The sequence below is a fragment of the Yoonia sp. I 8.24 genome (assembly GCF_022096995.1).
Taxonomy (GTDB): domain Bacteria; phylum Pseudomonadota; class Alphaproteobacteria; order Rhodobacterales; family Rhodobacteraceae; genus Yoonia.
On record NZ_JACXGQ010000001.1, the window covers coordinates 476669 to 500195 of the forward strand.

Here is a 23527-nt window from a genome sequence, read left to right on the forward strand (position 1 = left end):
GTGGCTTTCAGGCGGCAGCGACGCCAAGCGCCGTTTCTTCGATCTTGAAAATGATATCAAGGATCAGCGCGGCAGGGTCAAGGTTCACCGCGCGCCCATGACGCGATCTGTTGGATAGATCCTGTTGCAACTGCGCCCAATTACGCGCCATCAGGTCATTGGGTGCGATGCGTGCCAGCAGCGCGCCCTCACCCGGCGCACCTTCGGTCAGGGGTTGCCCCAACAGCCCGGCGCGCGCGGCACGTGACAAAAACAGATCAATCAAGTCCAATACCATGCCATAGCGCACGTCTGCGGCACGTCCGGTGCAACTATCAGCAAGTTTAAGCGCCATCGGCCGATCAATGCGGGGCATCCCGTTAAACAGGCGGATCAGTTCCGCATAAAGCTGGAGGCCGTCGTGGTTCAAAAGTCGGATCGCGTCGCCCGCTGACCCACCAGCTAATGGGGCAAGGCTATCTGCATTATCGGCGTCGTGCCCTGCTTGCGACAATGCCTTTTGCAAATCATCAGCGCCCAAGGTGTTGCATCGCAAAACCCGGCACCGCGACCGGATCGTTGGTAAAAGGCGTGAAGGTTGATGGGCAATGAGCAAGATCACTGTATTGGCAGGCGGCTCTTCGAGTTCTTTTAGAATTGCATTGGCCGCGTTGCGGTTCAATTCATCCGCCGCATCCACGATGACAACGCGCCGTCCGCCATCTGCTGACGACATCTGAAAAAAGGTCTTGAGCTTGCGCACGGCATCAACCGTAATTTCAGCGCGCAGTTTCTTGGTCTTATCATCCCAAGGGCGGCGGATCACAGAAAGCCGCGGATGTGCGCCCGCTTGCATCAGTCGCGCATCGGGATGTTCGGGGTCGACATCAAGCGTTGGGTCGCCAAACAGACCCAGCCCTTCGTCAGCCAACAGAAACGTCGCGATCTTCCACGCCAGCGTCGCCTTACCAACGCCGCGCGGCCCCGTGATCAACCAGCCCGAATGCATCCGCCCCGATTGAAACGCATCAAGGAAATCCGCCTCTGCCAGTGCTTGGCCGAACAAATACCGGGTTTCGCGCGGATGCGGCGCGCCGTCAATCCGGTCAGGTTCTGGCAGCGTGTCATCGCTCATAGATGGGCCGCGATTTCGCTGGCAATTTGGTCTGGTGTGCGGTTGCCATCAACCAACACGCACCGGTCGGGTTGCACATGTGCCAGCGCCAGAAACCCGTGACGCAGGGTTTCTTGAAAACCGAGTCCAAAATCCTCGAACCGATCTTCACCAGATTTACGGGCAAGCCCGCGTTCCAGCGCCATCGCGGGGTCCATGTCGATAATAAATGTCAAATCAGGTTCGCGCCCAATCATCAGCGTATGCAGGCTGTCGACCATCGCGCGCAAATCACCACGGGTCGCGCCCTGATAAACCCGCGTGCTATCGGCAAAGCGGTCACAGATCACCGTTTTACCAGCCGCCAAAGCAGGTTGGATTGTCTTTTCAAGATGATCTCGGCGCGCGGCGGTGAAGAGCAAGATTTCAGTTTCCGCCGACCAGCGATCCGTGTCGCCTGTCAGCAGCAGCTGGCGGATTTCTTCTGCGCCGGGGCTGCCGCCGGGTTCACGCGTGAGGATCACATCGCGTCCTTGCGCACGCAGGCGATCTGCAAACAAGCGCGACTGCGTGGATTTACCAGACCCGTCGATCCCCTCAAACGTAATAAACTTAGGCGATGTCATGCGGCGTCGTCAGCCGCACCGGGTTGCGGTCCGAACTTAGTCCAAAGCACATGCGCTGCGGTCCGCAACCGCGTCGTAAACCCGCCCGCTGGCACATCGGCGTCAGCAACCAAGGGGATACGTTTTTCAGGCAACCCATCAAGTTGGATCACCAATTCTGCCAGCGGATCACCCGCTGCAATCGGCGCTTGGATCGGGCCGTTGTAAACAACTTCTGCATCAACGGTGCCTTGGTTCAGCACAGGCACCAACATCGACAGATCTTCGGCAACTGTCAGCCCCACAGTGGTCTGCGCGCCCATCCAAACATCCGCCGTTGCAATCCGGTGCCCCGCATCAACGACATCTTTTTGCGCAAACTGACGGTAGGCCCAGTTCACAAGACGCTCGGATTCTTCGGCGCGCGCCTGTTCGGTCGGCAGCCCGGTAAGCACAAAGATAATCCGGCGGTCCCCTTGTTTAGCAGAGCCGACAAGCCCGTAGCCTGCTTCGGAGGTGTGGCCGGTTTTTAGACCATCTGCGCCAATGCCAAGCGATAGAATCGGGTTTCGGTTGCGCGAATTGCTGGGCACGCGGCCATCAAAAGCGAATTCGCGTTCAGCGAACAGCGGGTAATAGGTTGGGAAATCGCGGATCAGCGCATCGGCCAGAATGCCGAGGTCTTCGACAGACATGCGATGTCCGGCCGCGGGCCAGCCGTTTGAATTGGCAAAGGTCGAATTTTCCATGCCCATCTGTTGGGCGCGTTGGGTCATCATCCGGGCAAAGCCCGCCTCGGTTCCATCCGGCGACAAGGTTTCGGCCAAAACCGCGCTTGCGTCATTGCCGGACAGGATGATCACGCCGCGCAAAAGGTCTTCGACACGCACCCGGTCAGTGGTATCCAAAAACATCGACGACCCTGTGTAAGACGCAGCATGTGAAGATACGGGCAATTCCTCGTCAATCGTCAGACGGCCGTCCGCGATCGCCTCAAACGCCATATAGATTGTCATCAGCTTGGACATCGACGCAGGTGGCAAAGGCACGTCTTCGTCTTTGGCCAAAAGCACAGTGCCAGTAGTTTGATCGAAAACATAGGCCGCACGCGCAGTCGTTTCGAAGGTCTGCGCAAAGCCCGCCGTCGCACCAAACCAAAGCGCGATCACGGCAAAACGAAAGTGAGAAAGGGTCATCTGATCTGTGCTCCGAAGTTAGGGGCGCTATTGCGCGTCCACGATAAACGCATCAACAAAGCCAAGTGATTTGAGCTGCGCCAGCGTCGCATCATCTGAAACCGGCCCAGCAACGACCCGCCAAACAGTGCGCCCGCCCGCATCTTGCGGTTCAACCGACGATGGGATGCCAGCGCCGCGAATTGCTTGCGCCGCGTTATTGGCGTTACCTTCCACGCTAAAGACCCCGATTTGGGCCAATGGGGCAGTCGCACCTCCGACAGCGGCGGGCGCTTCGACTTCATCTGTGGCTTCTGCCGCTTCCACCGCAGCAATTGCAGCGGCGGCACCAGCGATCGGATCGACCGCAGGGGTATCTGCGCCATCCGCAGCGGACACGTCTACATCCACAGCAGGAACGTCATCCAACGCAGTTGCGGCAACAGTGACCGGGGCGGCAAGGCTTGCGACGACCGCATTGTCTTGCGGGTCCTCGACGACTTCTGCGGGGACTTCGATTTCTTCACGCCGCAAGACGATGACGCTCAGCTCAGTCGGTGCGCCGGCCAAAAGGCCCAACTCTGTCGCGGCGTCAGATGAGACCTGCAGCAGCGGGCCTGGGTTTTCACGTTCGCGCCGGAACAAGGCACCAACAACCGACTGGCCATTTTCCGTGTTGCGAATGATCACACGCTCAGGGTCTTGGACATCGGGATGTGCCACCCAAATACCGCCAAGCGACGGGCGCCCGTCCCACAGCCCGCGGTCCGTGACATCAAAAATATCGGGGCGTTCAACATCGCGGTCTGTTTGGACCATCTGCGTAGGACCGGTTTGCGCCGCACTCTCTGCGCGCGGTGCAAACATATCGCCCCCGCCTTCTTCGCAGGCCGCAAGCCCAAGCACGGCAACCAATGCGATCCCAAATGGGGCACGACGCCCGGTTCTGAAATATATACCTGTCATTTTTCGCCCCTATATTTTGCCCCACCAATTTGTGGGGATCGCGCCGTTTTCCCAGCTGCATTCATTTTATGTGACTACACGAATAACTTCGCCATCAAAAATGACAAACCCGCGACGCGGCACCTGCTTTCGCGAACGATAGCGCCCCGCTGCCGTTTAGGGAAGAGTCATCACAAAATTGTCGGCGGAATCCCCCAATGCAAAAAGTTGCTTTTCGAATCATTTCATTACCGTTAGAGACCGCCCAACGGAGGCTTGGCAGAGTGGTCGAATGCACCGGTCTTGAAAACCGACGAGGGTGAAAGTCCTCCCAGGGTTCGAATCCCTGAGCCTCCGCCACAAACGTGGTTAAGCTGTTGATTTTGTGATTTAAAACATCACCCCAACAAACCTACCAGACAACCTACCCGCCATAGGGTAAATGCTCAAGCGCGAGCGCATTCACCGCCGCACATACAAAACCCGCGAGCAAGCCAGACAGGACGTCTTCGATTACATCGAAATGTTCTATACCCGAAACGCAAACATGCCAGAAACGGGATGCTGTCGCCCGTCGACTTCGAAAACAGACAGCGCAATGTGAACCAAGAAAGTGTCTAAGAAACTAGGGGCTATTCAAACAGTTCTGCGCAAATGAGTACCCGACTGTGTTTCTACAAAATCGAATGTTCTATTTGTAGCAACAAAATCGCTAACCGTCTGCCGCCCTGTATTAAGCTGCGCGCCACTAGTACTGCGAATAACTATAACGCCGTCAATGCCGATTGTGGCAACAGCCAGCCCGTTTTCAATCCAGCGCTCATACTGGTCGGCTTCTGCATCTGTAAAGTCCGCAGCCAACAGCAGGTTTTTGATATATCCGTCTTGGGAGCTACCCGTGATCACCGTGGCCGCGCCATCGTAGATCGTGTTGCTTTCAGCCAGTACCGCGCCACCAACAATCGCGGCACAGCCCAAGCCTGAGGTGCCGATGCACCCAAGCACAGACACCGCAACGGCACCCGTTCCAACGCCAATGTTTATCCACCCGTCGCGAGCGATCGCATAGTCCGCAACTGAGCTGTCGATTACACCCCAGTCCGCATTTGAATCTAATGCGGCCACGTCATACGCATCTGTGAGCCATCTATCGAGATTGCCGCCCCAGTCGACATCAACGCCCTCCATCGCTCCAGCGGATACGTCAAACACCCGTCCAAGACGGGATTCCATGCCGAACCAACCGTCCGTGTTATCCAGATAGTAAGCGGCCTCGTCCCGGAGGGTTTGACATTCGGTCGTATTGCCGACGTCACAGGCAGCCATCAACGCCAGCGTATTGGCTGCTGAGGAGGTCTGCAGTTCATTAATTTCTAACGCGATCTGGTCAAGCTGCGCCGACAGTAACCTGATCTCCTCTTCATAGCAGAACAGGCAGGCAGAGGAGGAGAGGCGCCTTCTTTGTTTTATAAGGCTCTCACGTTCATCAAACAGCGCCCGCGCCCGCGCAAGTTCAGTGTGTTTAAGATAGTTATTCAATGCGCCGGAACGCGCGATAGATGCACCGTTGTTGACATTGGCGGCGCTGCCCCCAGAGGTAACATACCCAACAGAAGCGCCGATAAGATTGGCCTGCTGTGCGACGTCAGCCTTCCATGCCGCGTGCGCTGCAAAAAAATCATGATCAGAACCGTATGCGTCGCGCTGCGGTGCCCCTCCCTCTTGCATCCCTGCATAGATCGACTGCGCGATGGCTGCTGCGGCGCGCCTGATGCGCAGTTGCCGTCGAGCGCTTCAGCGGCGGCGCAACCCACCAACCCGTGTAGGGCTGCGTGGGCGAGGTCGCCTTCTTGGTAAAGCCCTTTCGTGACCCCATCCCCGATCCCGTTTTGCAGGTCCGCCATCGTGAGGTTGATCGCGCTGGACCGCATGCTTGCGCCAAAGCTATCAAGAAAATCGGTTTCATAGACGGCCGTACTGAGCCCCGATGTGAGCGTCGCGTCAACTCCGGCCTCGGCCGCGTCCATTGCGGGGTCGGTTTCAAAGCTTGCGGATAATTGCCCCGCGACAATCTCGGATGCAAAGGCCGTCACAAACCTGGATCCGCAATCCCCGTCCGAGGCCGACAATTTAGAGATCTCACAGAAAGCAATCAATAGCTGCACTGTAAAGTGCAATAGGACATGTCGAACCATTGAGTTGCCCTTAGCGATTGGCATCACAGGAATCACATTTTGAGAAAATAGCCCGTAAATCTAGGTGCTTACGTCTTTGTGTTTTTTCAGAATTCTATCCAGCATATCGATTCTGTTCCAAGGTTGATATGTCGTATTGATTGAGCTTGCATAGTACAAAATGATAATTTTCATGCAAAGCACGAAGGTGTCCAATGGTATGGATTGAATGCGCTCCTGTCCGTCGAACTGATCCCATGATATTTCAACCGCACCATTAAAACGATAGTCTTCGACTAAACTCGCAGGCATGTGTACGAAATACCCTTCACCATACTGAAAAAAGCTATCACAGCATACGCAAGCGATAAATCTTTCGAAAGCGTCTGGGTCCAAAGATAGATCATTTATGAGGTCTAAAAGATAACTTGCAGGCTTCTCGCAAATAGCAAGCACCGCATGCCGCACTTGGAGCCAGCTACCCGCCTTATTTTGAGACCAATTAGCCATGTTATTCGGCACCTGAGTAGCACAAGGTTTCGTGAAACCTTACAGTCACATATTTTACATTATAGCGTTCGGCTGTCAAAAATATACCTTACTCTGTTATACGGATGCTTGGACGTATTTTTTGAGGGAGCCAGAAGGTAGCACCGGCTTCTATTTCAAGTCCGTTAAATACTAGAAGTGAATCATTATCTTCCATGAAGTCTAAGTATTCGCCTAAATCATTTACGAAAATTTTATGGGCCCCTGCGATCAAAAAACAACCCGGGCTAATTTCCTCTCCGCCCTTTGTATTTAGCAGAGATACCAGACGGAGGTACTCGGTTGACTGTCTGCTTCTTTCGCTCAGCGCAAACACCAAAGCTATTTTTTTTATCAGCTTTAGATCAAATTTCTCTACTGTCATCATTCATCTCCGACCGGGCACTGCGGTCAGCCAAGTTTAGCTGTAAGGATATTGATACAAAACCTAGGGGCCTCAAATAGACCAAGTGTATCGCAACAAAACCGGCAGTAACTATGTGCTCAAAAACTGCCAGGTGTCGGCGCTTAGTTTCATTTCATCACACAAATCCTTTATGCTGACGATTTCATCTGCGCTAGGGGTAATATCTAATTCGAATAACTGCACACACATATTCTCTACCGCGCCCCCCCATTCTCGATGGGTTGTCAAAGAGTACAGCTCATCAACGATTTCTATCGGAAGACGTGTCCTAAACTGATCTAGCAACAATAATATTTTTTTTCTGTCTTTTCCATATCAGTACTGAACGTGTGAAGTTACGATCCCAGTTCCCGCAGGTTCAACAATTACCTTTATTGAAACGCCGTCAACGACCGGAAGATTTCCATTTTGATCGACTACTACAAAACGTGCGGGCCTTCCAGACTTCGTATATAGACCACCACTGCCCGTTTGCGGTTTCCAGAGCAGGTTGGGGTCGGTAGCAATATCTGAGGCCGTAGACATACGGCGATTTCCATCCCAGCTTCTTGGAAAAGGTGTATTTCCCGGTAGGCTAGGCCAAAGATGGTCTCCCCCGTCCCGTCTCCGTAAAGAATATGTTGTGCACTAGCAACATTGACCGATGGATCAATTGGCGGTTGAATTGCTCGATTTAGCGCCAGAGTATCAACCAGTGGAATCGGCGGAGTGATCACTCGCGCTTAAAACTTCCAATTCCGACCAGAGATCAGGCAAACCCAAACGCTCCATATAATAGTTGAAAAAGTTGAACGTCGCGTATTCGATGCTTCCCACAGAAAACCAAACGGCGTCGCATTCGTTGCAAAGATAGATTGTGCGCCCGTTCTTCTTAACTCTAGCAGGTAAGACAGCCCCTTGTCCGCATCGTGGGCATTCACAAATTGCATTCTCTATCATTGTGGGTACGCCGAAATAATTTCACTTGTGCCGGGCTTCACAATAACTCGGATGTTCGTTTCTCCCGCTGTACCAACCACACGGCCCATCGGCACAACATATGCGCCAGGATCGCCCGGGACAGGGATCCCTCTCGTGGTCCAAGCCTCATCCACGAGCGCAAGTGCACGGTCACCCGACTCATTAAAAACGGTATGTGTAGTCTTGTTTGGATTCGGTTGAGTGTGATCGAGAACATGCGTCAAGCGGTCTCCATGCTGCGAGCCGGGCCCGTAAACCAAACCACCCGGGGATTCAAAGTACCTTTGTCCGTTTGGAGCTTGATAAACCTTGAAGCCTGGAGGCGCATTTACAGCAGCACCGACAGATTGGATTTCTCGAGACCCTTCGGGGATGCCTGCTGTATTTGTAGCTACTAGTCTTTGAAATCTTGGCAGCTGCACGGTCCGCAGCCAGTTCAACGCGGGTCGGCCCCCAGTCGCGGCCATGCCACCCCCAACGGCCACCGTCAATAGCCACCGTTCATCGTCCGTCAGCGGTTCGCCGCGACCGTACTTATCTGCGATCTCTTGCATCATCGCGACGCCAAGTTCGGTCGCATCTACTGCGTTCTGCGCGACCAAGTCAGCCATTTCAGTGTTGGTAATTTGACCGCTTAAGTCAGTCAGCAGTGTCCCGGCAGCAAGCACAACACCATAACCTTCACCGCTGATTGCTATTTGGGCGGCAATCCCCTGAAGTTCTGCTGTTGGCAGTTCTCGCAACTGCGCTTGCAGTATCGCCATATCTTCGGGCGAATCGTATGTTACAATTTGACCTTCCAACGAGGCGAGCGCGACGGTGAACGCATCATTGTAACCGCGCTGACCATGGCTGCCGTACAATGATGCGAGGTCGTAGTACCGCCTTACATCCAACAAGGTTCCGGCATTCAGCTGATGGTTTCGGAACTGTTCTTCAGTCGCCGCAAATAGCGTTTGATCAGTCCCCTCAATTGTTTCACCTGCACCCAGCCCGTCAAGAAAGGCATCAGCGTAATCTTGTGGTAAATATGGCGTTACACCGTCAGCAATAGCACCATCCCTAAATGCGCCATCCACTCGTGCCAGCGCGGCTGCCGTCAGAATGACAATAGCCTCATCACGCGACAAACATACGTTTGTTGTTCGGCAAGATTCTTCAGCAAAATCATCGGCATAGCGTTCAATGAGCTCTGCTTCTCGGATATGCAGCTGTCTGTTATATGTGACGGCGGATCTTGCGATGGCTGATCCTTGGTTGACGTTGACTGCGTTGCCGCCTGAGGTGATGTAGCCGAGCGCGGCGCCGACAAGGGCGGCGCGGTCTTGCTCAAAAGCTTGCCGCGCGGCCTCGGCCTGGCCCGCGTCCATTGTAGGGGCTGTTTGGTGAATGGAAAACGACGGCAGCGCAGGGGCCGCAGTGGCGCCGAACGCGCAAAGCACAATGGCGGCAAAAATACCCAAAAGATGACGCAGAAAACCCATACGTTAACTTAGCCGACACTCATCGATATGGCCATCACAATGAACAAAACGCCCATCCGCAATATCAACGAAGATACCCTCTGGGACGCCAAAATCTACGCAGCACAGACAAAACAAACCATGGGCGAAGTGGTGACACTCGCGTTGCAAAGGCTTGTCTATGAAGAGGCGGACGAAGAAGAGTAGGGCTAAATCTTTCCAGCGTAAAACTCTTGGTCAAAAATCTCATCACGCAACCACAACGGCGGATCGGCATCGTCAAACGCAGATGCAGGCAACTTTTGAAAGAAGCTTGATGGCACTAGCGGCTCGACAGGACCAAGGCGTATAGAGCCAGTTTCCAGGATCCCGCTATCAGCTTTCGCCATACGAAGACGTACAAGTTCAGGCCCGTCTTCCGCCAAAGTTTTGAACATTCTTTCAAAAACGCCAGCCAAGGTCGCGGCTTCCGTCTTTAATTTGGTATTCTCACGATCCAAATGCAGCTTTGCAAGAACCTCGTCAGTCATGGGGACATCTTCCATAAGTAGCCGTATCTTTTGAGCCTCCTCAAACAAGGGCAACATATCCAAACCAAAAACTGGTTTACGACGCAGTGACCATAAAAATGGGTAGTTCCGCTCTGGCTCGTCCACAGCCAATTTTACAGCATCAAAGAAAGCGACTACATCACCAACCCATCCAATCCCGCGTGTCAGGCTAGGGTCCATAATCCCAAATCGATATTTTTTATGGTATTCACTACCCACTTTATTCACTTTCAATCAGTCATTCGATTTCAAAGAAGCGTATATCGCCAGAACTAACAGCACCGTTAGAGCTCTGCACAATTCGATCCGTAATTGCCTCACGGGTTACAATCGAAACGTTCTGCCCAGTGATATCAATCGAGATATTTTGCTGCATCCCATCGGGCAAATGTGTCGCACGTGTGTTGATCTGCTCAACCGTCGTGTTCACCAAACTGTTCTGACCGCTGGTGCTGGACAAGTCGTAGTTCTTCACTTCGAAGCATTGCGTACAGTTAGGAACCGCATCTGGCCGTACACTGCCCGGCGTCCCATGCGGCACTACCTCACCATTCAGGTAGCTAATTTCACGACCGCCAACTTGATCTTGAATATAGGTCTGCGATTGCTGCCAAGGGGTTTCCCCCCGCGTTTGCAGGTTTGTCGGAAGATCAGCAACAGGGATGTACTGCTGGTTGCCGTTCGCATCTATCGAGTAATAACCGCCGCTCTCACGTTGCAAGATAGCGCCGCCATCGGCAGTCACATCGCCTGTTTCTCGGAATACTGCCTGCTGACCACTCAGATTGCCTGGTCCACTGATCGTGCCATCAGCGTTGCGAGTATAACTAGATGGCAGTCCAGTATTTGTAGCCGAAATCATTGGTACGCCACCCGTGAGCTCTGCGGTCCGCCCCGTGACCACGGTTCCGCCGGGCATTACGACCTTTATGGCCCCGCCGCTTTCCGTCACGATTGATCCTGCGGGTATTGTATGCCCGGCCGGGGTGGTAATATTCTGATTCAACTGCACCGTGCCATCGCGGACGATTGCTGAACCCGCGGGCACTTCAGCCTGACCTATACGAATGCCCTGCTGGCTGACAGTGATCTCTGGGCCGTGAGGCATCGCTCCGCGAACTGCGAGCCCCCCTGCAGCAATCATACCGACGACAGCCGCATCCAGAATATTGTCCTGATGAGTCGCCCAAAAGACGTTGAGCGAACCGTCCGCATTGAATTGTTGGCCCGTCGCCCGCACTTCCCCAATGCCGACGAGCCCATCTTGAATAAGACGGCCCAAGTTTTGCTTGTTGATTAGAGCGGTACCGGCACCGATGTTGCGAAAGTCCTCGGCACTATCAGCGATATAGACGAAATCAGTGTTGTCAATGAGGCCGGCGCGGTATTGCTCCTCCAGCGAATTCCCGATCCCGGTGTAGACGCTCCCCCACAGGCGGTTCGCCTCAAAAAAACCTTCCGCATCAGTCCGCTCATAGCTGCTCGCATAAACCGTCAGATCGCTGCCCGCGCCGGATACAGCCGTACCTAAAAAGCTGGGGGCTAACGGGTCAGTGTAGGTCCAGCTAGCCTCATCATCCGACAGTGCAAGCGCCTTGTTAAACGCATGCAGGTCAGCGGTGGCCAACAGAGCGTTGGTTTGCACCATATCGCCCATGTTTATAGTCGAGTTCTGATACTCGGCGGATCCGCGATCCAATTGTCCAAATAGGGTTTGGCCGTCAACTACTTCGCCTGCATACTTCAAGCCATCAAGGAATGAACGAGCTGCGTCGTTCTCTTCAAGATACGAAAAGTCATCTGACACGCCACGGAGCGTTTCTGCGGTCAATAACGTTGTTGCTTCTTCAACGCTAATGTTCTGTTCTCGTGCAAAAATACCAGCGTACAGTCCAATCAATTCTGCTTCGCGGATATGCAGCTGTCTGTTATATGTGACGGCGGATCTTGCGATGGATGATCCTTGGTTGACGTTGATGGCGTTGCCGCCTGAGGTGATGTAGCCGAGGGCGGCGCCGACAAGGGCCGCGCGGTCTTGCTCGAAGGTCAGGCGTGCGGCCTCGGCCTGGCCCGCGTCCATTCCGGGGTCGGCATCAAAGTTTGCGGACAATTGCCCGGCGACCATCTCAGTTGCAAAGGCCGTCGCAAACCCAGAACCACAATCCCCATCCGAAGCCGCCGCCGCCGCGCAACCGACGACGCCGTGCATTAACGCCGCGCCAAAGCTGCCGTCGGCGATCTGTGATCCTTCTTTGATTTCCCCAATACCGAACTGCAACGCGCTTGTTGCTTGGCTGATCCCAAAGCTGCGCATGTTTGACCGGAAGTTATCGCCAAAGTCGGTGTCATAGACGACAGTGCTGAGCCCTGCAGAAACGGTCGCATTGGCGACCCCGTTTAAAATAGCGTCGGTCGATAAGATAGCCGATCCGTTTTTCGCAGTGACGCCAACCCAGCTAGACCCGCCAGCCTCGCCGGTCAGCGCGTCGAGATTGATTTCTGCGGTGATCCCTGCGCTGATGGCGGCGAATGCGGCGTCGCCGAGGATTTTCTCAATATCAAGGTCACCTGAGACGGCACCGTTTAAGGTGCTCATCATGACAGAGCTTACAAACGCAGTGCTCGCGGCCCCGCCACCCAGACCAATCGACATGGCGACGCTCGAGCCGACACCCGTTGTTGAGAGCGCAACTGCAACCAGTGCGCTAAAGGCCGGGTTTAGCGCTTGTTTTTTCTCATAGAATTCGTAGCTGACGAGTGTGATTGGGTCGTTGATTGTTGTGTCGCGTCCCAGGAGGCCTGCGATGTAGGCGTATTCTGCGCCGTCCGCGCTTGTGGGCAGTGGTGAGAGGACTTTTTCGACGGTGCCGTCGTCCTCGGCCCAATCGGTGTTGTCGCGCCAGTGGTCTTCTTCGGCCGCATCGCTATCGTCGTCTGCGTCATCACTTTGTTCGTCCAGATAGACGCCGGCAAGATTGATCCGCCCGTCATCATCGCCAGCCACCCAAGCCGCCGGATGCGCGCTATCGAGCAGCGGATGCCGAAGCCCTGCAAAGATAATCGGGCTGTCCGCGTCAAAGTTGACCCCGCCCGCCGCCACGATCCCGTTATAGGTCACGCGCTCGGCCATATCCTCAGAGCGGATATCGGTCATGATGACGCCGTTGTCTTTGTGCTGGATCAGGGCTTGGTAATCCATATCAATGGCAGCCAGCAGATATGTCGCGCCTGCAACATCCGTGTGGAACTGCCCGTCGATATCAAAATCAACTGCCGTCATGGTCAGGTCAGCGCCCGAGTTGATCAGCAGATCACCTACCGTGTCGGCGCTTGCACCTTGGGCTTGCGACGCGAGCGTGCGCAGATCTTTGCTGTTCGAGATCAAGCCCCAAAACAAACTGCTGCTGCGGTAATGCGATTCAGCGCGGATATCGACCGGCGCGTTAAACGCCGTGCTGCCGTTGACAGAAATCAGCGCCAATTCACCCGCCGCCGCATCGCCATCCGCCGTGCCGCTGACCACAAAACGCGTCCCGTCGATCTGCAAATTCTGTGCTGCGACGGCGACGATTTCGTTCCCGCTCAGGGATGTCACCTGATGCGAGATATCCAAAACCTGATCGCGGGTTTGTTTCTTTTTGAAGCCAAAAAAGGAACTGCTGCTGGTTGCACGGTCGCTAAAATACATATCCGCCACTGCGCCCAACACGATATCACCATCGCGCGCGACCATGCTGATGGCACCTGCGGCCTCAAGCGTTGCAGCTTCGAGCAAGATGTCGTTTTGACCATCCGCATCGCCCGATGACAGCAAGGTAATATCGCCACCCGATGTGATGGTGCTGGTCAGATGGGTCAGGCTTTCGATCCGGTGGTGGTTCGATCCTGTTTCGTCGCCTTTGGCGCGCGATAAGGCCAACGCCCCGATGGTGATATTACCGCCTGCCACAAACGCAGCCCCGGACCCAGCCGATATATCTGCCCCGGCGGTCGTGATGTCATTACTCGCGCGCAGCACCAATGTACCGCCTGCCTCGATTGTTGACGGGCGCGCCGCGCGGTCTTGGCGGTCCAATTCTGGCGCAGACGCATCGTCGCCTGTAAAGCTCGCCAAAAGAGCCGCCATGAACGCCGATGTTTCGCCATTGCGCAAGGTTACGACCTGATGTGCTGCGGTCTCTACATTGATGGTTTCGGCGCTGACAAACACATCTTGCGCACTCAGCGTGCCGCTTGTGCTAAAGGTTCCGGTTGACACCACAGCAAGCCCATCTTGCGCGCGCAGCGTGCCATTGTTGGTAAAGTCACCACCGCGGAAGCTGACCTCGCGGGCGACAATCATCGCGCCATTCAGCCCCGCCAAACGGATTTCAGGATTGGCCAGATAGACCTTGGGTGCCAGCACGGTTTGCCCGTCGATCACGGTCTCTTCAAGCCAGATAATATCGCTTGTCAGCGCACCAATTTGATCGGGCGTCAGTGCGACCCCAACCGTCAGGTCAAGGTTTTGCTGCGCATCAATCGCATTGTCATACATCGCTTGGATTTGCGCGCGTTCATCAACGCCCGCGGTCAGGATCAACTGCCCAAGCAGTGCCAAAAGCTGTTTGCGGATATACAGCGCCTCGGCATAGGCATCGCCAAACCGTTTGAGTTCGGGGTCGTACTCAATCGCCGTCAAAAAGTAGTCAGACGATACAAACTGATCAAGATCGACAAATTCATCGCGGGTTTCGACCAAAAAATCGGCCGTTGGATCGGTGTTCACGATCAACAGTGCGGAATCGCCGATGGAGCCAGAGACCGTGTCAGCAAGATCAACACCCGCACCGGCCTCAACCACAACATCATCTGCGGCCGCGCCGTTTTGCGTATAACCTGATACATTTGCGCTCAGCGTGCCGCCGGCCTCGATCGTGCCAAACACAGCGCCTACGAACGTCAATGCGCCCGGATCACCCGCTGTCGGCTCGTAAATATTGGCCCCGATGTTTTCGAGCGATGCCGCCGTGATTGCAATATCACCAAACGCCGTGATCTGGCTGTATTGGTTCACAAGGCTATCGCCCGTCAGCGTGATATCCCCCGCCGAGATAATCTGCGCGGCTTCACCCGTCACCGTCACAGCCCCCGCCAACACAAGCGGATCGATGCAATCATCCCCCGTGCAGGTCGCGTCACCAAGATCGTCCGGATCAACCGTATAGGCGGCATCAACAACGGGCGCCGCGCGTGTATTTAAAAAATCCGTCGCGGCGATGGTGATATCGCCCGTAATCGTCTCAACCCGGCCCGCGTTTTGATTGGTAAAATTCGCCGCCCGCGTGACCGTCGCCCCACCGATGTTGATATTTCCATTGGCAACAATTTCACCGCCATCGTTTAAAATTGCCCCATCGCTGCGCAGGGCAATCAGGCTATCGCCAAACATTAAGCCGCTGTTGGTGATGTCGCCCGCGGTCACGTCCAATGTGCCACCTGAAGACGCCAATGTGCCATCATTGGTCACGCTTGCCGCCGTCACGGTCGCATTGCCCGCCGCGATCACATCCGCCGCAGATGCAACCTGCACAGCGCCCGTCACATCGATATCAAGCGCTGCCCCGCTGGCAATTTCAGCGCCAGTGCCGACCGTCAGATCATTCCCAACCATCAGATCAGCCGCGACATCTGCAACCAATTTTGCATTCGCCGCCAAGACCAAATCTTCGGCCGTGGTCACATTCACATTCTGTGTCGCAACAACCGTGCCTTCAATTTCAACGTCACTTGTTGTGCTGGTTGCTGTGATACTGCCTGTTGCACTGGCGCTGCCCATGACCAAACGGCCATCGGCTGTGATCATCATCTCACCGGCATTTGCCGCCATTTCTGTGGGCGCGCGCACGCCAACACCGTCTTCGGTCGAGGTAATCGTGATCGCATTGGCATACATGCCGCCAACAACCGTGGAATCAATCGCCAATGTCGGGGCCGTCGACCCATCATCCGCCTTTTCTGTGACCTCACCCGTGGCGTAAATCACGTCATTGCGGCCCGCGATCACACGAATACGCTGCCCATGTACCGCACCTGCAACTGTGATCTGACGCGAGATCAGGTCAAACCGCGTCGTATCAGTCGCATCAAGCCCGCCGCCCAAAATATTGACAGCCCCACCATCCACCGAGAACCCGGTGAACGTATCGCCGTCATAAGTCGTGCTGCCCGTCGTGACCGTCAACCGGTCGGTATTGATAAACCCGCAGCCATCGCAGGTGATCCCGTAAGGGTTCGCGACAATCACATCCGCGCGGTCACCACCGACCTCTAGATAGCCGTTCAAGACGGACGGATTGGTGCTGGTCACCTCGTTGATGATAACCGAGGCCGTGCCACCCGCAAGGTTGCTATTGCCCTGCACAATCCCGCCAAGCTGGGTTGTCGCAGTGTTTTCGCCGACGTTATTGAGGATCGCGCCATCTGGGCCCACGCTAAATTCAACAAAGGTATTGTGCGACACGCCATTTGCATCAGGCGTGCTGATCATCACCATCGTGGTACCGTTGGCCGATTCAATCACCACCGGACCGGTGTCATCAGACACAATCGACTGCGCCATAATCGGCTGCGCCGTGATCAAGAAAATGCTGAGCCAGCTGGTGAAGTTATGGATCGCTTTGTTCAATCGGCGTTTCATAAAGGCTATCCTAATGCATAGGTCAAAAATGTGTAGAAATAGAAAGAAGCGCAATGCCATCAGGCGGTGTTGCGCCGTTTGGCATCGTCAAAACCTGCTGCCAAGCCAAATCAATTGCAACCGTGCTGCCCACTGTGCGCAACCCGACCGCGCTACCGACAAGCGGTTTAGCTTGATCACTGTCATCCACCTCAACAACCCCGGCATCAAGACCGCCATAGACCTGTAAGGCACCAAGCATTGTCGGCAAAGGCAGCGGTGTCGTCCAGGACACATCATTGCGCCAAATCAACCCTGTGTCGCCGCTAAAAAGCCCGGCGTCACTGGTTTCATAGTCATAGGTTTTTGCCCCACGCACCGATGAGAGACTACCAAGCCCCATGCGGTACGCGCCATAAAGCGTGTCATCGCTCCACTGCCCCCGCAGTGTTGTCGACGCGTTGATATTACCGCCCTCGCGTGCCCAGCCACGATTATACCGCAGTTCAAAATCAACCAGCGCAAACTGCGGGTTTGGACCGACCAGCGGATCTGCCGCAACCTCTGCATCAAAGGCATCAAGCCCTTGCTCATATCCTAGCCGCGCCGCTAAATGGCCGCCCCAAAGGCTGCGTTCATGATCAAGATCAAGACGCGCGCTTGCCAATGTACGACTTGACGCGTTGATTTCGATCTCGGCAATCCGGTTCACATTATCGCGCCAATTCACGACACCCGTCACACTGGTTTTGCTATCTTGGTTGCGATGAACCACACGCGACAGGCTGATATCAGCAGTATCGGTCCAGCCATCCGTGCCGATGCTGGTGATCGGACCCAATGTGTCGGTTTCATAATAAGAATGCTTGTAGTTTCCCTGCAACGTCCATGGCCCATACGGCAGACGCAGCCCCGCACCATAGTTCAAGGTCGCAGCACCGCCCGTGTCAGACCCAAGCGGGTTTGCCTCGGCGCCGCGCGATATGTTCAACGACCAGGTTTCATTCAAACCCAATAGGTGATCATAGGTAAAATCAGCCGTCGCATTATATTCGCCACTGCCCGGCGTGCCGTGGTTGTTCATGCCAAACCGGGCCGTCCAGCGTTTGTCGGCGGTCGCATCCACATCTAAAATCGACTGCCCCTCGGCCTCTCCGGCGGTGATTTCCATCGTCGCCGTATAGGCTGGCATGCCCCGGATAATATCCAAACCCTGTTCAATATCGCGCAGGTTTGCCGTCTGCCCAATCAGCCCAGGAAATGCGATCTTTTCCCAAAGCGGACGGGCCTCACCATTAAACCGGATGCCCGCAAGTTCGCCTTCGACAACCGTAATATCCAAGCCCCGATCCGCAATGTCTTGTTCCGGCAGATAGGCCCGCGCCGTGATATAGCCGCGATCCACGTATAGAAACGTCACCGCCTCAAGCGCCGCATTGATCTGTTCCATACCCAAACAATTGCCGGCAAACGGCGCAACCGCCTCGGCCATCTGCGCATCACTGATAATGGTCGCACCAGAGACATCGATCGTGTCAATCGGCAGGCAAAAACCCTGCGCCAGTGCCGGTTGCGCCGCGATGATTGCTATAGGGCTAATAAACCACCGCATCTGCGTGGTTACTCGGCTTCGGCCAAGATACGTTCTTCGGTCCACGCGCGCGCCATGGCTTGCCCGGCTTCAATATCAGCAGCGCTCAAGCCCGCCTCAAATTGATCCCGCCAAACCGCAGCCTCAGAGAGCCCGCGCACAACAGCTAAGTTCGCATAAGAATAAGCCGCCACAGGGTGGGTTTCTGACACCAGCTTGGCGTATTCAAACATACCGCCCGCATTGCCCAAATCGGCCGCCTGTTTAAAATGCGTGCCCGCAGCACTGATATCGCCCGCGTCCAAGGCTGTCTGCCCCAGCACATTCATCGCTAAAATATTGCCTTGATCCGCAGAGCGCTGCCAATAGTCCACCGCCTTAGCGTCATCCGCAGGAAGCCCGCGTCCAATCTGATAGGCCAAACCGCAGTTCAATTGCCCGTCCGCGTCACCCGCCTCGGCCGCTGCGCACAACAGGCGTGATCCCTCAACGTAGTCGCGCAAAAGCACCCGACCTTCGTGATACATCAGCCCCAAACGCACCTGCGCCTTAACAGATCCCGCATCAACCGCCGCACTATAAAGGTTCGCAGCCCGCATCTCATCTTGCTCAGTCCCCAGGCCCAATTCAAACAAACGACCCAGATAAAACGCGCCCTCAGGCACACCAGCCTCGTAAGCCGCCGCAAATTCCGTCGCCGCAGAGGCGACATCGCCCGCATCCAAAAACGCAATTCCATCATCAACATCAGCAAAGACAGCGGTGGCAAAAGAAAAAGTCGCAACAGTCAAAGAAGCCAAGACATTCAAACGCATCAATAAATTCCTTAAGAAAATGTTAGCTCCTCTAAGATCAATCTAGGCGAGCAACGTCAACCGAAGATTGCAAAGGTAAAGGCGGAAACGGTCAAAAGTGATGCAATGGGACGATCATTGATAGCTCCAAGTGGATTAATTGAGGCTATTTTATCCAATTGATGTCAATGGGGAAACAGCCACAAAGTAGATAATCCGCAGACCGCCCACGACAAAACAAATACGCGAATCGCAATAGTATTGCCCGCTGCACAGACCTTTGAAACCTAAACTCAATACACTGATGATAACGGCTGCTTTTCCCAAAAGCTAAGACTATGAGACGCAAAAGGTAAAAGTAATGCGTCGGCCAAAATGGGATTGATACAAAATCAACGACGTAACGTTGTGAAAAAGGTAGAAATATGTGTCGTTCCACACAATGTTGAACGTCAGATGACTTTGACCTTTGCGTCATAAACTGACCCAAGGCCATGCTCTAAAGAGATGAAGTGTCTAGTTACTCCCGAGCCGAAAGGCGAAGAGCCCAAAAATCTGGGCGGATACTGCCCAATAAATCCATAGTCAAAGTCAAACTGGGTGGACTAGGTAACCGTCAGCTTAAAACAACTAGCAGCGAGAACAAGACGAACGAAGCCCAACATTAGGTCAATTGATACCGACCACTCGCTTTCTGCAGCCGTTCGTTTAGCGCCTTTGGGTGCTCTTCGCTGTAGTGTTGCAACGCATCCACATGGCGTTCCATAAACGCATAAAACTCATCTACAGGTACATCCGAAATAGCCGCCCGACTAACAAACAACCCAAGCAACTGCCGATCCAATTCGCGCATTTTTGCACTCCGGTTGGCATGGATCACCTGATCAGGCTGGACGCCGCAACAATGCGCGGAAAGGTCGCTGCCGATAGTATCGACAAATTGCTGCCATAACTCATGCACGGGCCAACGGGCACGATTGCTGTCGTTCCCAACGACACAATATCGCATGCGGCCCAGTGCGTCATTGCAGGCGTCACCAATGGTGTCGCGCAGGTCTAGCCACGTGTGCATTGCAAATTTACCGCGTAATTGCTTTTGTCCCAAGCGTAGTTCAAATCGCCAAATTTGGCTTTCTAAACGATTATTCAAATCGAGGAGAGGTTGTCCGCATTTTTTTCGCTCCGCGTGCCAGATTTCCAGCCAACCAAGTTTAGCCTTTTGCATGATTTCACCGCGTTTATCGTAAATCGCAATTTGGCGGCTATTGATCGCTCCGGCACGCAAGCCTGTAGCACGTCCGTTCGTCGCCTCTGTTACTATGCCAGCGTATTCGGTGATCTGAGTGCCGGGCGGCGTAATCAGAGCGCGCCTGTCTAGTTCAAATGACGGAGCCAAAATATCTACGGCGAAATCTACGCGGGATACACGCAACTGATTTTCGGTGTAAGGAATTTCAAACGCAACCATCATATCCCGAAAATGCAGCTCTGCGTGGTCAAGCCCGCCAGTCGCCAACCCAAGCGCGCGAAAGTCAACCGTGACGCCGGGGTTGTTCGGAATACGATTTTCGGGGTCTTGAAATATCCAAACGGCCCCATGTTGGCCGGTATGACAGTTATAATTACGCCCGCCCTTTTTAGTGACCGAAAGAACCCGATTGCCAAAGTACAGATCACAATCACTACCGGATTGTTCCGCGTGGATTTTTGCCTCATCCAGTTTATTACGCAATTTCACCGTGATCTCGGTCTGAATTGTGAACCGCAACCCATCAAAACCGCTATGTAAAATTTGTCCGTTCATATGTATTTTACTTCTCTTTCGTATTCGTGGAGGGGGGTGTTACATGCCCCTTTTAGCTAACGGCAGCTCTTGGCTGTTCGAATGCGGTCTTGGACAAAACTTGAAATTTTTCGTGCTAAGGTAGATTAGATTAAGTTTTGGGGCCGCGCGCTGACGATCCGCAATGTTTGATCACGCACGTGATTTGGTCATCTTGCTAAACAAAATTTCGCGCCTGAATTCTCATTTTCAAATCCCCCGAAAAGATATCCAGAAAATCATATTTAATGGACGCTTCATGGAGCTAATTGTGTAGCGCAACTGAGAATGAAGAGGATCACATGGAATTTGGAACTGAAATTATTTAGTCATTACGCCTATTTTCATTAGCCTCATTTTCAGAAAAAAGCTTATACGCTCGAAAATCTACCGTATCGTTTTGTAAAATTCGAACGACACGTGGAATTTTAGTGGTGCTTCTTATTAATGCTGATGTCAGGTCAGGAAAATATTGAAAGACCATCATGCTGCATCAATTTGAGTAGCTTCCCAAACCTCGATTTCGGATAGCTTCCACCGTGTACAGTTAGGGCTAAGCCGGACAGCGCGCGGAAATTTTGCATTCTCGCGATGCCAACGCCAGACAGTATTTCGGGCGATATTGTACCGTCCCGCAAGATCAGTATCGGCTAGATATGTTTCGGCCATGGCGGCACCTCATTGTTACAAGATGCTCCCCAATATTCACATAGATTCAACAAAAGCAAAAGAAAGCGTCGGAACTTATTTGTCGTGAAACTCGTTCCTAAGTAGATAAGGGACTGTTGCTGTCTCCGGTTCCGGCTCAATTTTCTTACCGAAACATGACGCAGCTTTAATGGCCTTAGGCATAGATGGAGTAGCGTACGCAGGCAGCAGAGACGTCTCAGCCATCGCTTCAATATCCCGGAAAAACAAGAAAAAATGGTCGTCTTTGCACTTTTTGACAATCTTCCTTACCGCGCGGTCAGATATACGGACAATCTCAGCAACCTGCATTTCGGCAGCTTGTTTTTTTATATTCTGTTCTTCCACGAGGTAGGTAACGGCTTCGAAAACATTCTTATCAGATTTAGAAATTTCTCCCTTTGGCCCTCGCTTTTTTGGCTTAGCCTCAAGAAAATTCGCTAAAAACTCTCGTTCGTCCTGACGCAATAGACATTTTTCTTCACGAAGACGGTCAATGAGCGCCTTCAAATCACCCTCTTTGGCTTTGCGTAAGGGGCCATCATCAAAATGCGAAAAATCCATCAACCGACTGCTCCCATACTCACCACTTTTTGGCCAACCTCACCACGCAAAAAACGCCCCCACGCAGCCATCATGCCTCGCCGTTTTTCAACCATGTCACCGCGTCGATAAGCCCGTTCAACTTCCGATCCTACTGTATGCGCCAAAGCTATTTCTGCCATCTCGCGTGGATATTCTGTGCGTTCAGCCGCCCAATCGCGGAACGTACTACGCAACCCGTGAGGAACCGCTGGACGCCCCGATTGCCTGTCTAAATATTGGTTTGGCTTACGCGCGTGTATTCGCTTCATGCAGGCCGATAGGGCTGCGTCCGATAATTTGCCACCGCGCGGAGCCGGAAAGACGAAGTCGGACCCGGCAAACCGGTCCAGACTTTTCAACAGATCAACAGCTTCTTGTGTCAACGGAACGCGATGTTCGGACCCCGCCTTCATTCTCTCAGACGGTATCGTCCAAACAGCTTTATCCAAATCCAGCTCAGACCACACTGCTCCCCGCACTTCACCGGATCGCGCCGCGACCATTGCCATAAACTCTAAGGCACGTGACGCGAAACCGTCACGGCCTTGCACATCAGAAAACCAGCTTACGACGTCGTCCATTGCCAAAGCTGGATGATGCACGACCTTTGCCAGCTTGGACGGCTTTGGCAAAACTGCATCAAGATTGCCCTTCCACCTCGCCGGATTGTCGCCGGACCGATGCCCCGCCACACTTGCCCAAGCCATGACACCCTCAATACGCCCTCGTAACCGAGACGCCGTTTCTGTCTTGCTCGTCCAGATCGGTTCCAGCGTTCGTTGAATGTCAGAGACATCTATATCTGCGACGAGCATCTTACCTAAAGTCGGAATTGCATATTTGTCTAGCGTGGCTCGCCATTGCTTACAGTGTTTTGGGTTTTTAAACTCTTGCAGCTTGCCCTCAAGATAGCGTTCCATCGCATCCTCGAATAACAAACCACGACGTTGCGCCGTCAGCAGCGCAGCGCGGTTGGCCTTCCGATGTTCAATTGGGTCAATTCCCTGCCAAATTAGGTCCCGTGCTTCTCTTGCTCGTTCACGCGCTTGTGCCAATGTCACGTCGGGATAACCGCCCAAACCGATGCTTCGCCGTTTGTCACCGATTTTACAGCGCAACAACCATGACCGCCCATTCACAGGCGTCACTTGCAACAACAAACCATCAACACCACCGACCGCAAAGGTTTGATTGCGACCTTTGCCCGAATGTTTGAGCCGTTTAACTTCTACTGTTGATAGTTCAGTTGCTTTTTTAGGCATGGCTATTCCTTAAGACACGCAGGACGCGCGGCAAGCCGTTACAATACGTACCACCCAACCTACCCGCCATCACAAGTAGCATTGGGACAAACACGAAGCAACGCAATGTTACAGCAACCGCGATGCCTCGCTATATTTTTATAGCGTTATGGTTCGTGCTGTTATTGGACGACACAGCATAACGGCTGCCTGAGCCTCCGCCATCAT

The 23527-nt window shown here is 53.8% G+C and carries 19 protein-coding genes, 1 tRNA gene and 1 pseudogene; 3 read left to right on the forward strand and 18 right to left on the reverse strand.

The window, feature by feature from the left end; genetic code table 11:
* Positions 1 to 7: 7 nt before the first annotated feature.
* Genes Yoon_RS02455 through Yoon_RS02470 form a run of 4 tightly spaced genes read right to left on the reverse strand, consistent with a single transcriptional unit; the run spans position 8 to position 3839 of the window.
* A complete protein-coding gene (locus tag Yoon_RS02455) occupies positions 8 to 1114 on the reverse strand; it encodes a DNA polymerase III subunit delta' (protein WP_238109811.1) in 1107 nt (368 codons plus the stop codon).
* Positions 1111 to 1719 (reverse strand): dTMP kinase, encoded by a 609-nt coding sequence (tmk, locus tag Yoon_RS02460; protein ID WP_238109813.1) that lies wholly within the window; start codon positions 1717 to 1719, stop codon positions 1111 to 1113. Before tmk ends, Yoon_RS02455 begins: the two co-directional genes overlap by 4 nt.
* A complete protein-coding gene (locus Yoon_RS02465; RefSeq protein ID WP_238109815.1) occupies positions 1716 to 2894 on the reverse strand; it encodes a D-alanyl-D-alanine carboxypeptidase family protein in 1179 nt (392 codons plus the stop codon). The genes tmk and Yoon_RS02465 overlap by 4 nt, the downstream gene beginning before the upstream one ends.
* A gap of 27 nt (positions 2895 to 2921) precedes the next feature.
* Positions 2922 to 3839: an SPOR domain-containing protein gene (locus Yoon_RS02470; protein ID WP_238109816.1), complete on the reverse strand. Its 918-nt coding sequence runs from the start codon at positions 3837 to 3839 to the stop codon at positions 2922 to 2924.
* Positions 3840 to 4088: 249 nt separating this feature from the next.
* Here Yoon_RS02470 and Yoon_RS02475 point away from each other — a divergent pair.
* Together Yoon_RS02475 and Yoon_RS02480 are read left to right on the forward strand one after the other, a co-directional pair.
* Positions 4089 to 4178: transfer RNA gene (locus Yoon_RS02475), tRNA-Ser, on the forward strand.
* An 82-nt stretch (positions 4179 to 4260) separates the two neighbouring features.
* Positions 4261 to 4439: pseudogene (locus tag Yoon_RS02480) on the forward strand (IS3 family transposase); the annotation flags it as partial.
* Positions 4440 to 4454: 15 nt separating this feature from the next.
* On the opposite strand, the gene Yoon_RS02485 reads toward Yoon_RS02480, so the two are convergent.
* The 6 genes from Yoon_RS02485 to Yoon_RS02505 all read right to left on the reverse strand — a co-directional run bounded on the left by Yoon_RS02485 (position 4455) and on the right by Yoon_RS02505 (position 9391).
* The gene (locus tag Yoon_RS02485) at positions 4455 to 5357 is read right to left on the reverse strand and encodes a hypothetical protein (RefSeq protein ID WP_238109817.1); all 903 of its coding nucleotides are present in this window, start codon (positions 5355 to 5357) and stop codon (positions 4455 to 4457) included.
* Positions 5354 to 5911, reverse strand: a complete 558-nt coding sequence (locus tag Yoon_RS02490; protein ID WP_238109818.1) for a DUF637 domain-containing protein — start codon at positions 5909 to 5911, stop codon at positions 5354 to 5356. The genes Yoon_RS02485 and Yoon_RS02490 overlap by 4 nt, the downstream gene beginning before the upstream one ends.
* A 162-nt stretch (positions 5912 to 6073) precedes the next feature.
* On the reverse strand, positions 6074 to 6502 hold the full coding sequence (locus tag Yoon_RS02495; protein WP_238109819.1) for a hypothetical protein: 429 nt from the start codon (positions 6500 to 6502) through the stop codon (positions 6074 to 6076).
* 88 nt (positions 6503 to 6590) lie between these two features.
* Complete coding sequence (locus Yoon_RS02500; protein ID WP_238109820.1) at positions 6591 to 6908, reverse strand: hypothetical protein; 318 nt, start codon at positions 6906 to 6908, stop codon at positions 6591 to 6593.
* A gap of 108 nt (positions 6909 to 7016) precedes the next feature.
* Positions 7017 to 7235, reverse strand: coding sequence for a MafI family immunity protein (locus Yoon_RS17960; protein ID WP_370642080.1), 219 nt, complete (start codon positions 7233 to 7235; stop codon positions 7017 to 7019).
* 647 nt (positions 7236 to 7882) lie between these two features.
* Positions 7883 to 9391: a hypothetical protein gene (locus Yoon_RS02505; protein WP_238109821.1), complete on the reverse strand. Its 1509-nt coding sequence runs from the start codon at positions 9389 to 9391 to the stop codon at positions 7883 to 7885.
* Positions 9392 to 9430: 39 nt separating this feature from the next.
* On the opposite strand from Yoon_RS02505, the gene Yoon_RS02510 reads away from it, so the two are divergent.
* Positions 9431 to 9577, forward strand: coding sequence for a hypothetical protein (locus Yoon_RS02510; RefSeq protein ID WP_238109822.1), 147 nt, complete (start codon positions 9431 to 9433; stop codon positions 9575 to 9577).
* A 2-nt stretch (positions 9578 to 9579) separates the two neighbouring features.
* On the opposite strand, the gene Yoon_RS02515 is transcribed toward Yoon_RS02510, so the two are convergent.
* The 8 genes from Yoon_RS02515 to Yoon_RS02545 form a co-directional block, all read right to left on the reverse strand.
* A complete protein-coding gene (locus tag Yoon_RS02515) occupies positions 9580 to 10155 on the reverse strand; it encodes a hypothetical protein (protein ID WP_238109824.1) in 576 nt (191 codons plus the stop codon).
* Positions 10156 to 10159: 4 nt separating this feature from the next.
* Positions 10160 to 16600, reverse strand: a complete 6441-nt coding sequence (locus Yoon_RS02520; RefSeq protein ID WP_238109826.1) for a filamentous hemagglutinin N-terminal domain-containing protein — start codon at positions 16598 to 16600, stop codon at positions 10160 to 10162.
* Between the two features lie 22 nt (positions 16601 to 16622).
* Positions 16623 to 18191 carry a ShlB/FhaC/HecB family hemolysin secretion/activation protein gene (locus Yoon_RS02525; protein WP_238109831.1) on the reverse strand — a complete coding sequence of 523 codons (1569 nt, stop codon included), beginning with the start codon at positions 18189 to 18191 and terminating at the stop codon, positions 16623 to 16625.
* Positions 18192 to 18199: 8 nt separating this feature from the next.
* A complete protein-coding gene (locus Yoon_RS02530) occupies positions 18200 to 18985 on the reverse strand; it encodes a tetratricopeptide repeat protein (RefSeq protein WP_238109832.1) in 786 nt (261 codons plus the stop codon).
* 643 nt (positions 18986 to 19628) lie between these two features.
* Entirely contained in the window at positions 19629 to 20768 is a 1140-nt protein-coding gene (locus tag Yoon_RS02535) for a hypothetical protein (RefSeq protein WP_238109833.1), read from the reverse strand.
* 501 nt (positions 20769 to 21269) lie between these two features.
* Positions 21270 to 21455, reverse strand: a complete 186-nt coding sequence (locus Yoon_RS17965; RefSeq protein ID WP_370642081.1) for a helix-turn-helix transcriptional regulator — start codon at positions 21453 to 21455, stop codon at positions 21270 to 21272.
* A gap of 75 nt (positions 21456 to 21530) precedes the next feature.
* Positions 21531 to 22037 (reverse strand): hypothetical protein, encoded by a 507-nt coding sequence (locus tag Yoon_RS02540; protein ID WP_238109834.1) that lies wholly within the window; start codon positions 22035 to 22037, stop codon positions 21531 to 21533.
* On the reverse strand, positions 22037 to 23320 hold the full coding sequence (locus Yoon_RS02545) for a site-specific integrase (RefSeq protein WP_238109835.1): 1284 nt from the start codon (positions 23318 to 23320) through the stop codon (positions 22037 to 22039). Before Yoon_RS02545 ends, Yoon_RS02540 begins: the two co-directional genes overlap by 1 nt.
* Positions 23321 to 23527 lie beyond the last annotated feature (207 nt).

Coding starts and splice junctions, on each gene's coding strand:
- Yoon_RS02455 (WP_238109811.1), bottom strand. CDS start 1,114: ATGAGCGATGACACGCTGCCAGAACCTGACCGGATTGACGGCGCGCCG.
- tmk (WP_238109813.1), bottom strand. CDS start 1,719: ATGACATCGCCTAAGTTTATTACGTTTGAGGGGATCGACGGGTCTGGT.
- Yoon_RS02465 (WP_238109815.1), bottom strand. CDS start 2,894: ATGACCCTTTCTCACTTTCGTTTTGCCGTGATCGCGCTTTGGTTTGGT.
- Yoon_RS02470 (WP_238109816.1), bottom strand. CDS start 3,839: ATGACAGGTATATATTTCAGAACCGGGCGTCGTGCCCCATTTGGGATC.
- Yoon_RS02495 (WP_238109819.1), bottom strand. CDS start 6,502: ATGGCTAATTGGTCTCAAAATAAGGCGGGTAGCTGGCTCCAAGTGCGG.
- Yoon_RS02500 (WP_238109820.1), bottom strand. CDS start 6,908: ATGATGACAGTAGAGAAATTTGATCTAAAGCTGATAAAAAAAATAGCT.
- Yoon_RS02505 (WP_238109821.1), bottom strand. CDS start 9,391: ATGGGTTTTCTGCGTCATCTTTTGGGTATTTTTGCCGCCATTGTGCTT.
- Yoon_RS02510 (WP_238109822.1), top strand. CDS start 9,431: ATGAACAAAACGCCCATCCGCAATATCAACGAAGATACCCTCTGGGAC.
- Yoon_RS02520 (WP_238109826.1), bottom strand. CDS start 16,600: ATGAAACGCCGATTGAACAAAGCGATCCATAACTTCACCAGCTGGCTC.
- Yoon_RS02525 (WP_238109831.1), bottom strand. CDS start 18,191: ATGCGGTGGTTTATTAGCCCTATAGCAATCATCGCGGCGCAACCGGCA.
- Yoon_RS02530 (WP_238109832.1), bottom strand. CDS start 18,985: ATGCGTTTGAATGTCTTGGCTTCTTTGACTGTTGCGACTTTTTCTTTT.
- Yoon_RS02535 (WP_238109833.1), bottom strand. CDS start 20,768: ATGAACGGACAAATTTTACATAGCGGTTTTGATGGGTTGCGGTTCACA.
- Yoon_RS17965 (WP_370642081.1), bottom strand. CDS start 21,455: ATGGCCGAAACATATCTAGCCGATACTGATCTTGCGGGACGGTACAAT.
- Yoon_RS02540 (WP_238109834.1), bottom strand. CDS start 22,037: ATGGATTTTTCGCATTTTGATGATGGCCCCTTACGCAAAGCCAAAGAG.
- Yoon_RS02545 (WP_238109835.1), bottom strand. CDS start 23,320: ATGCCTAAAAAAGCAACTGAACTATCAACAGTAGAAGTTAAACGGCTC.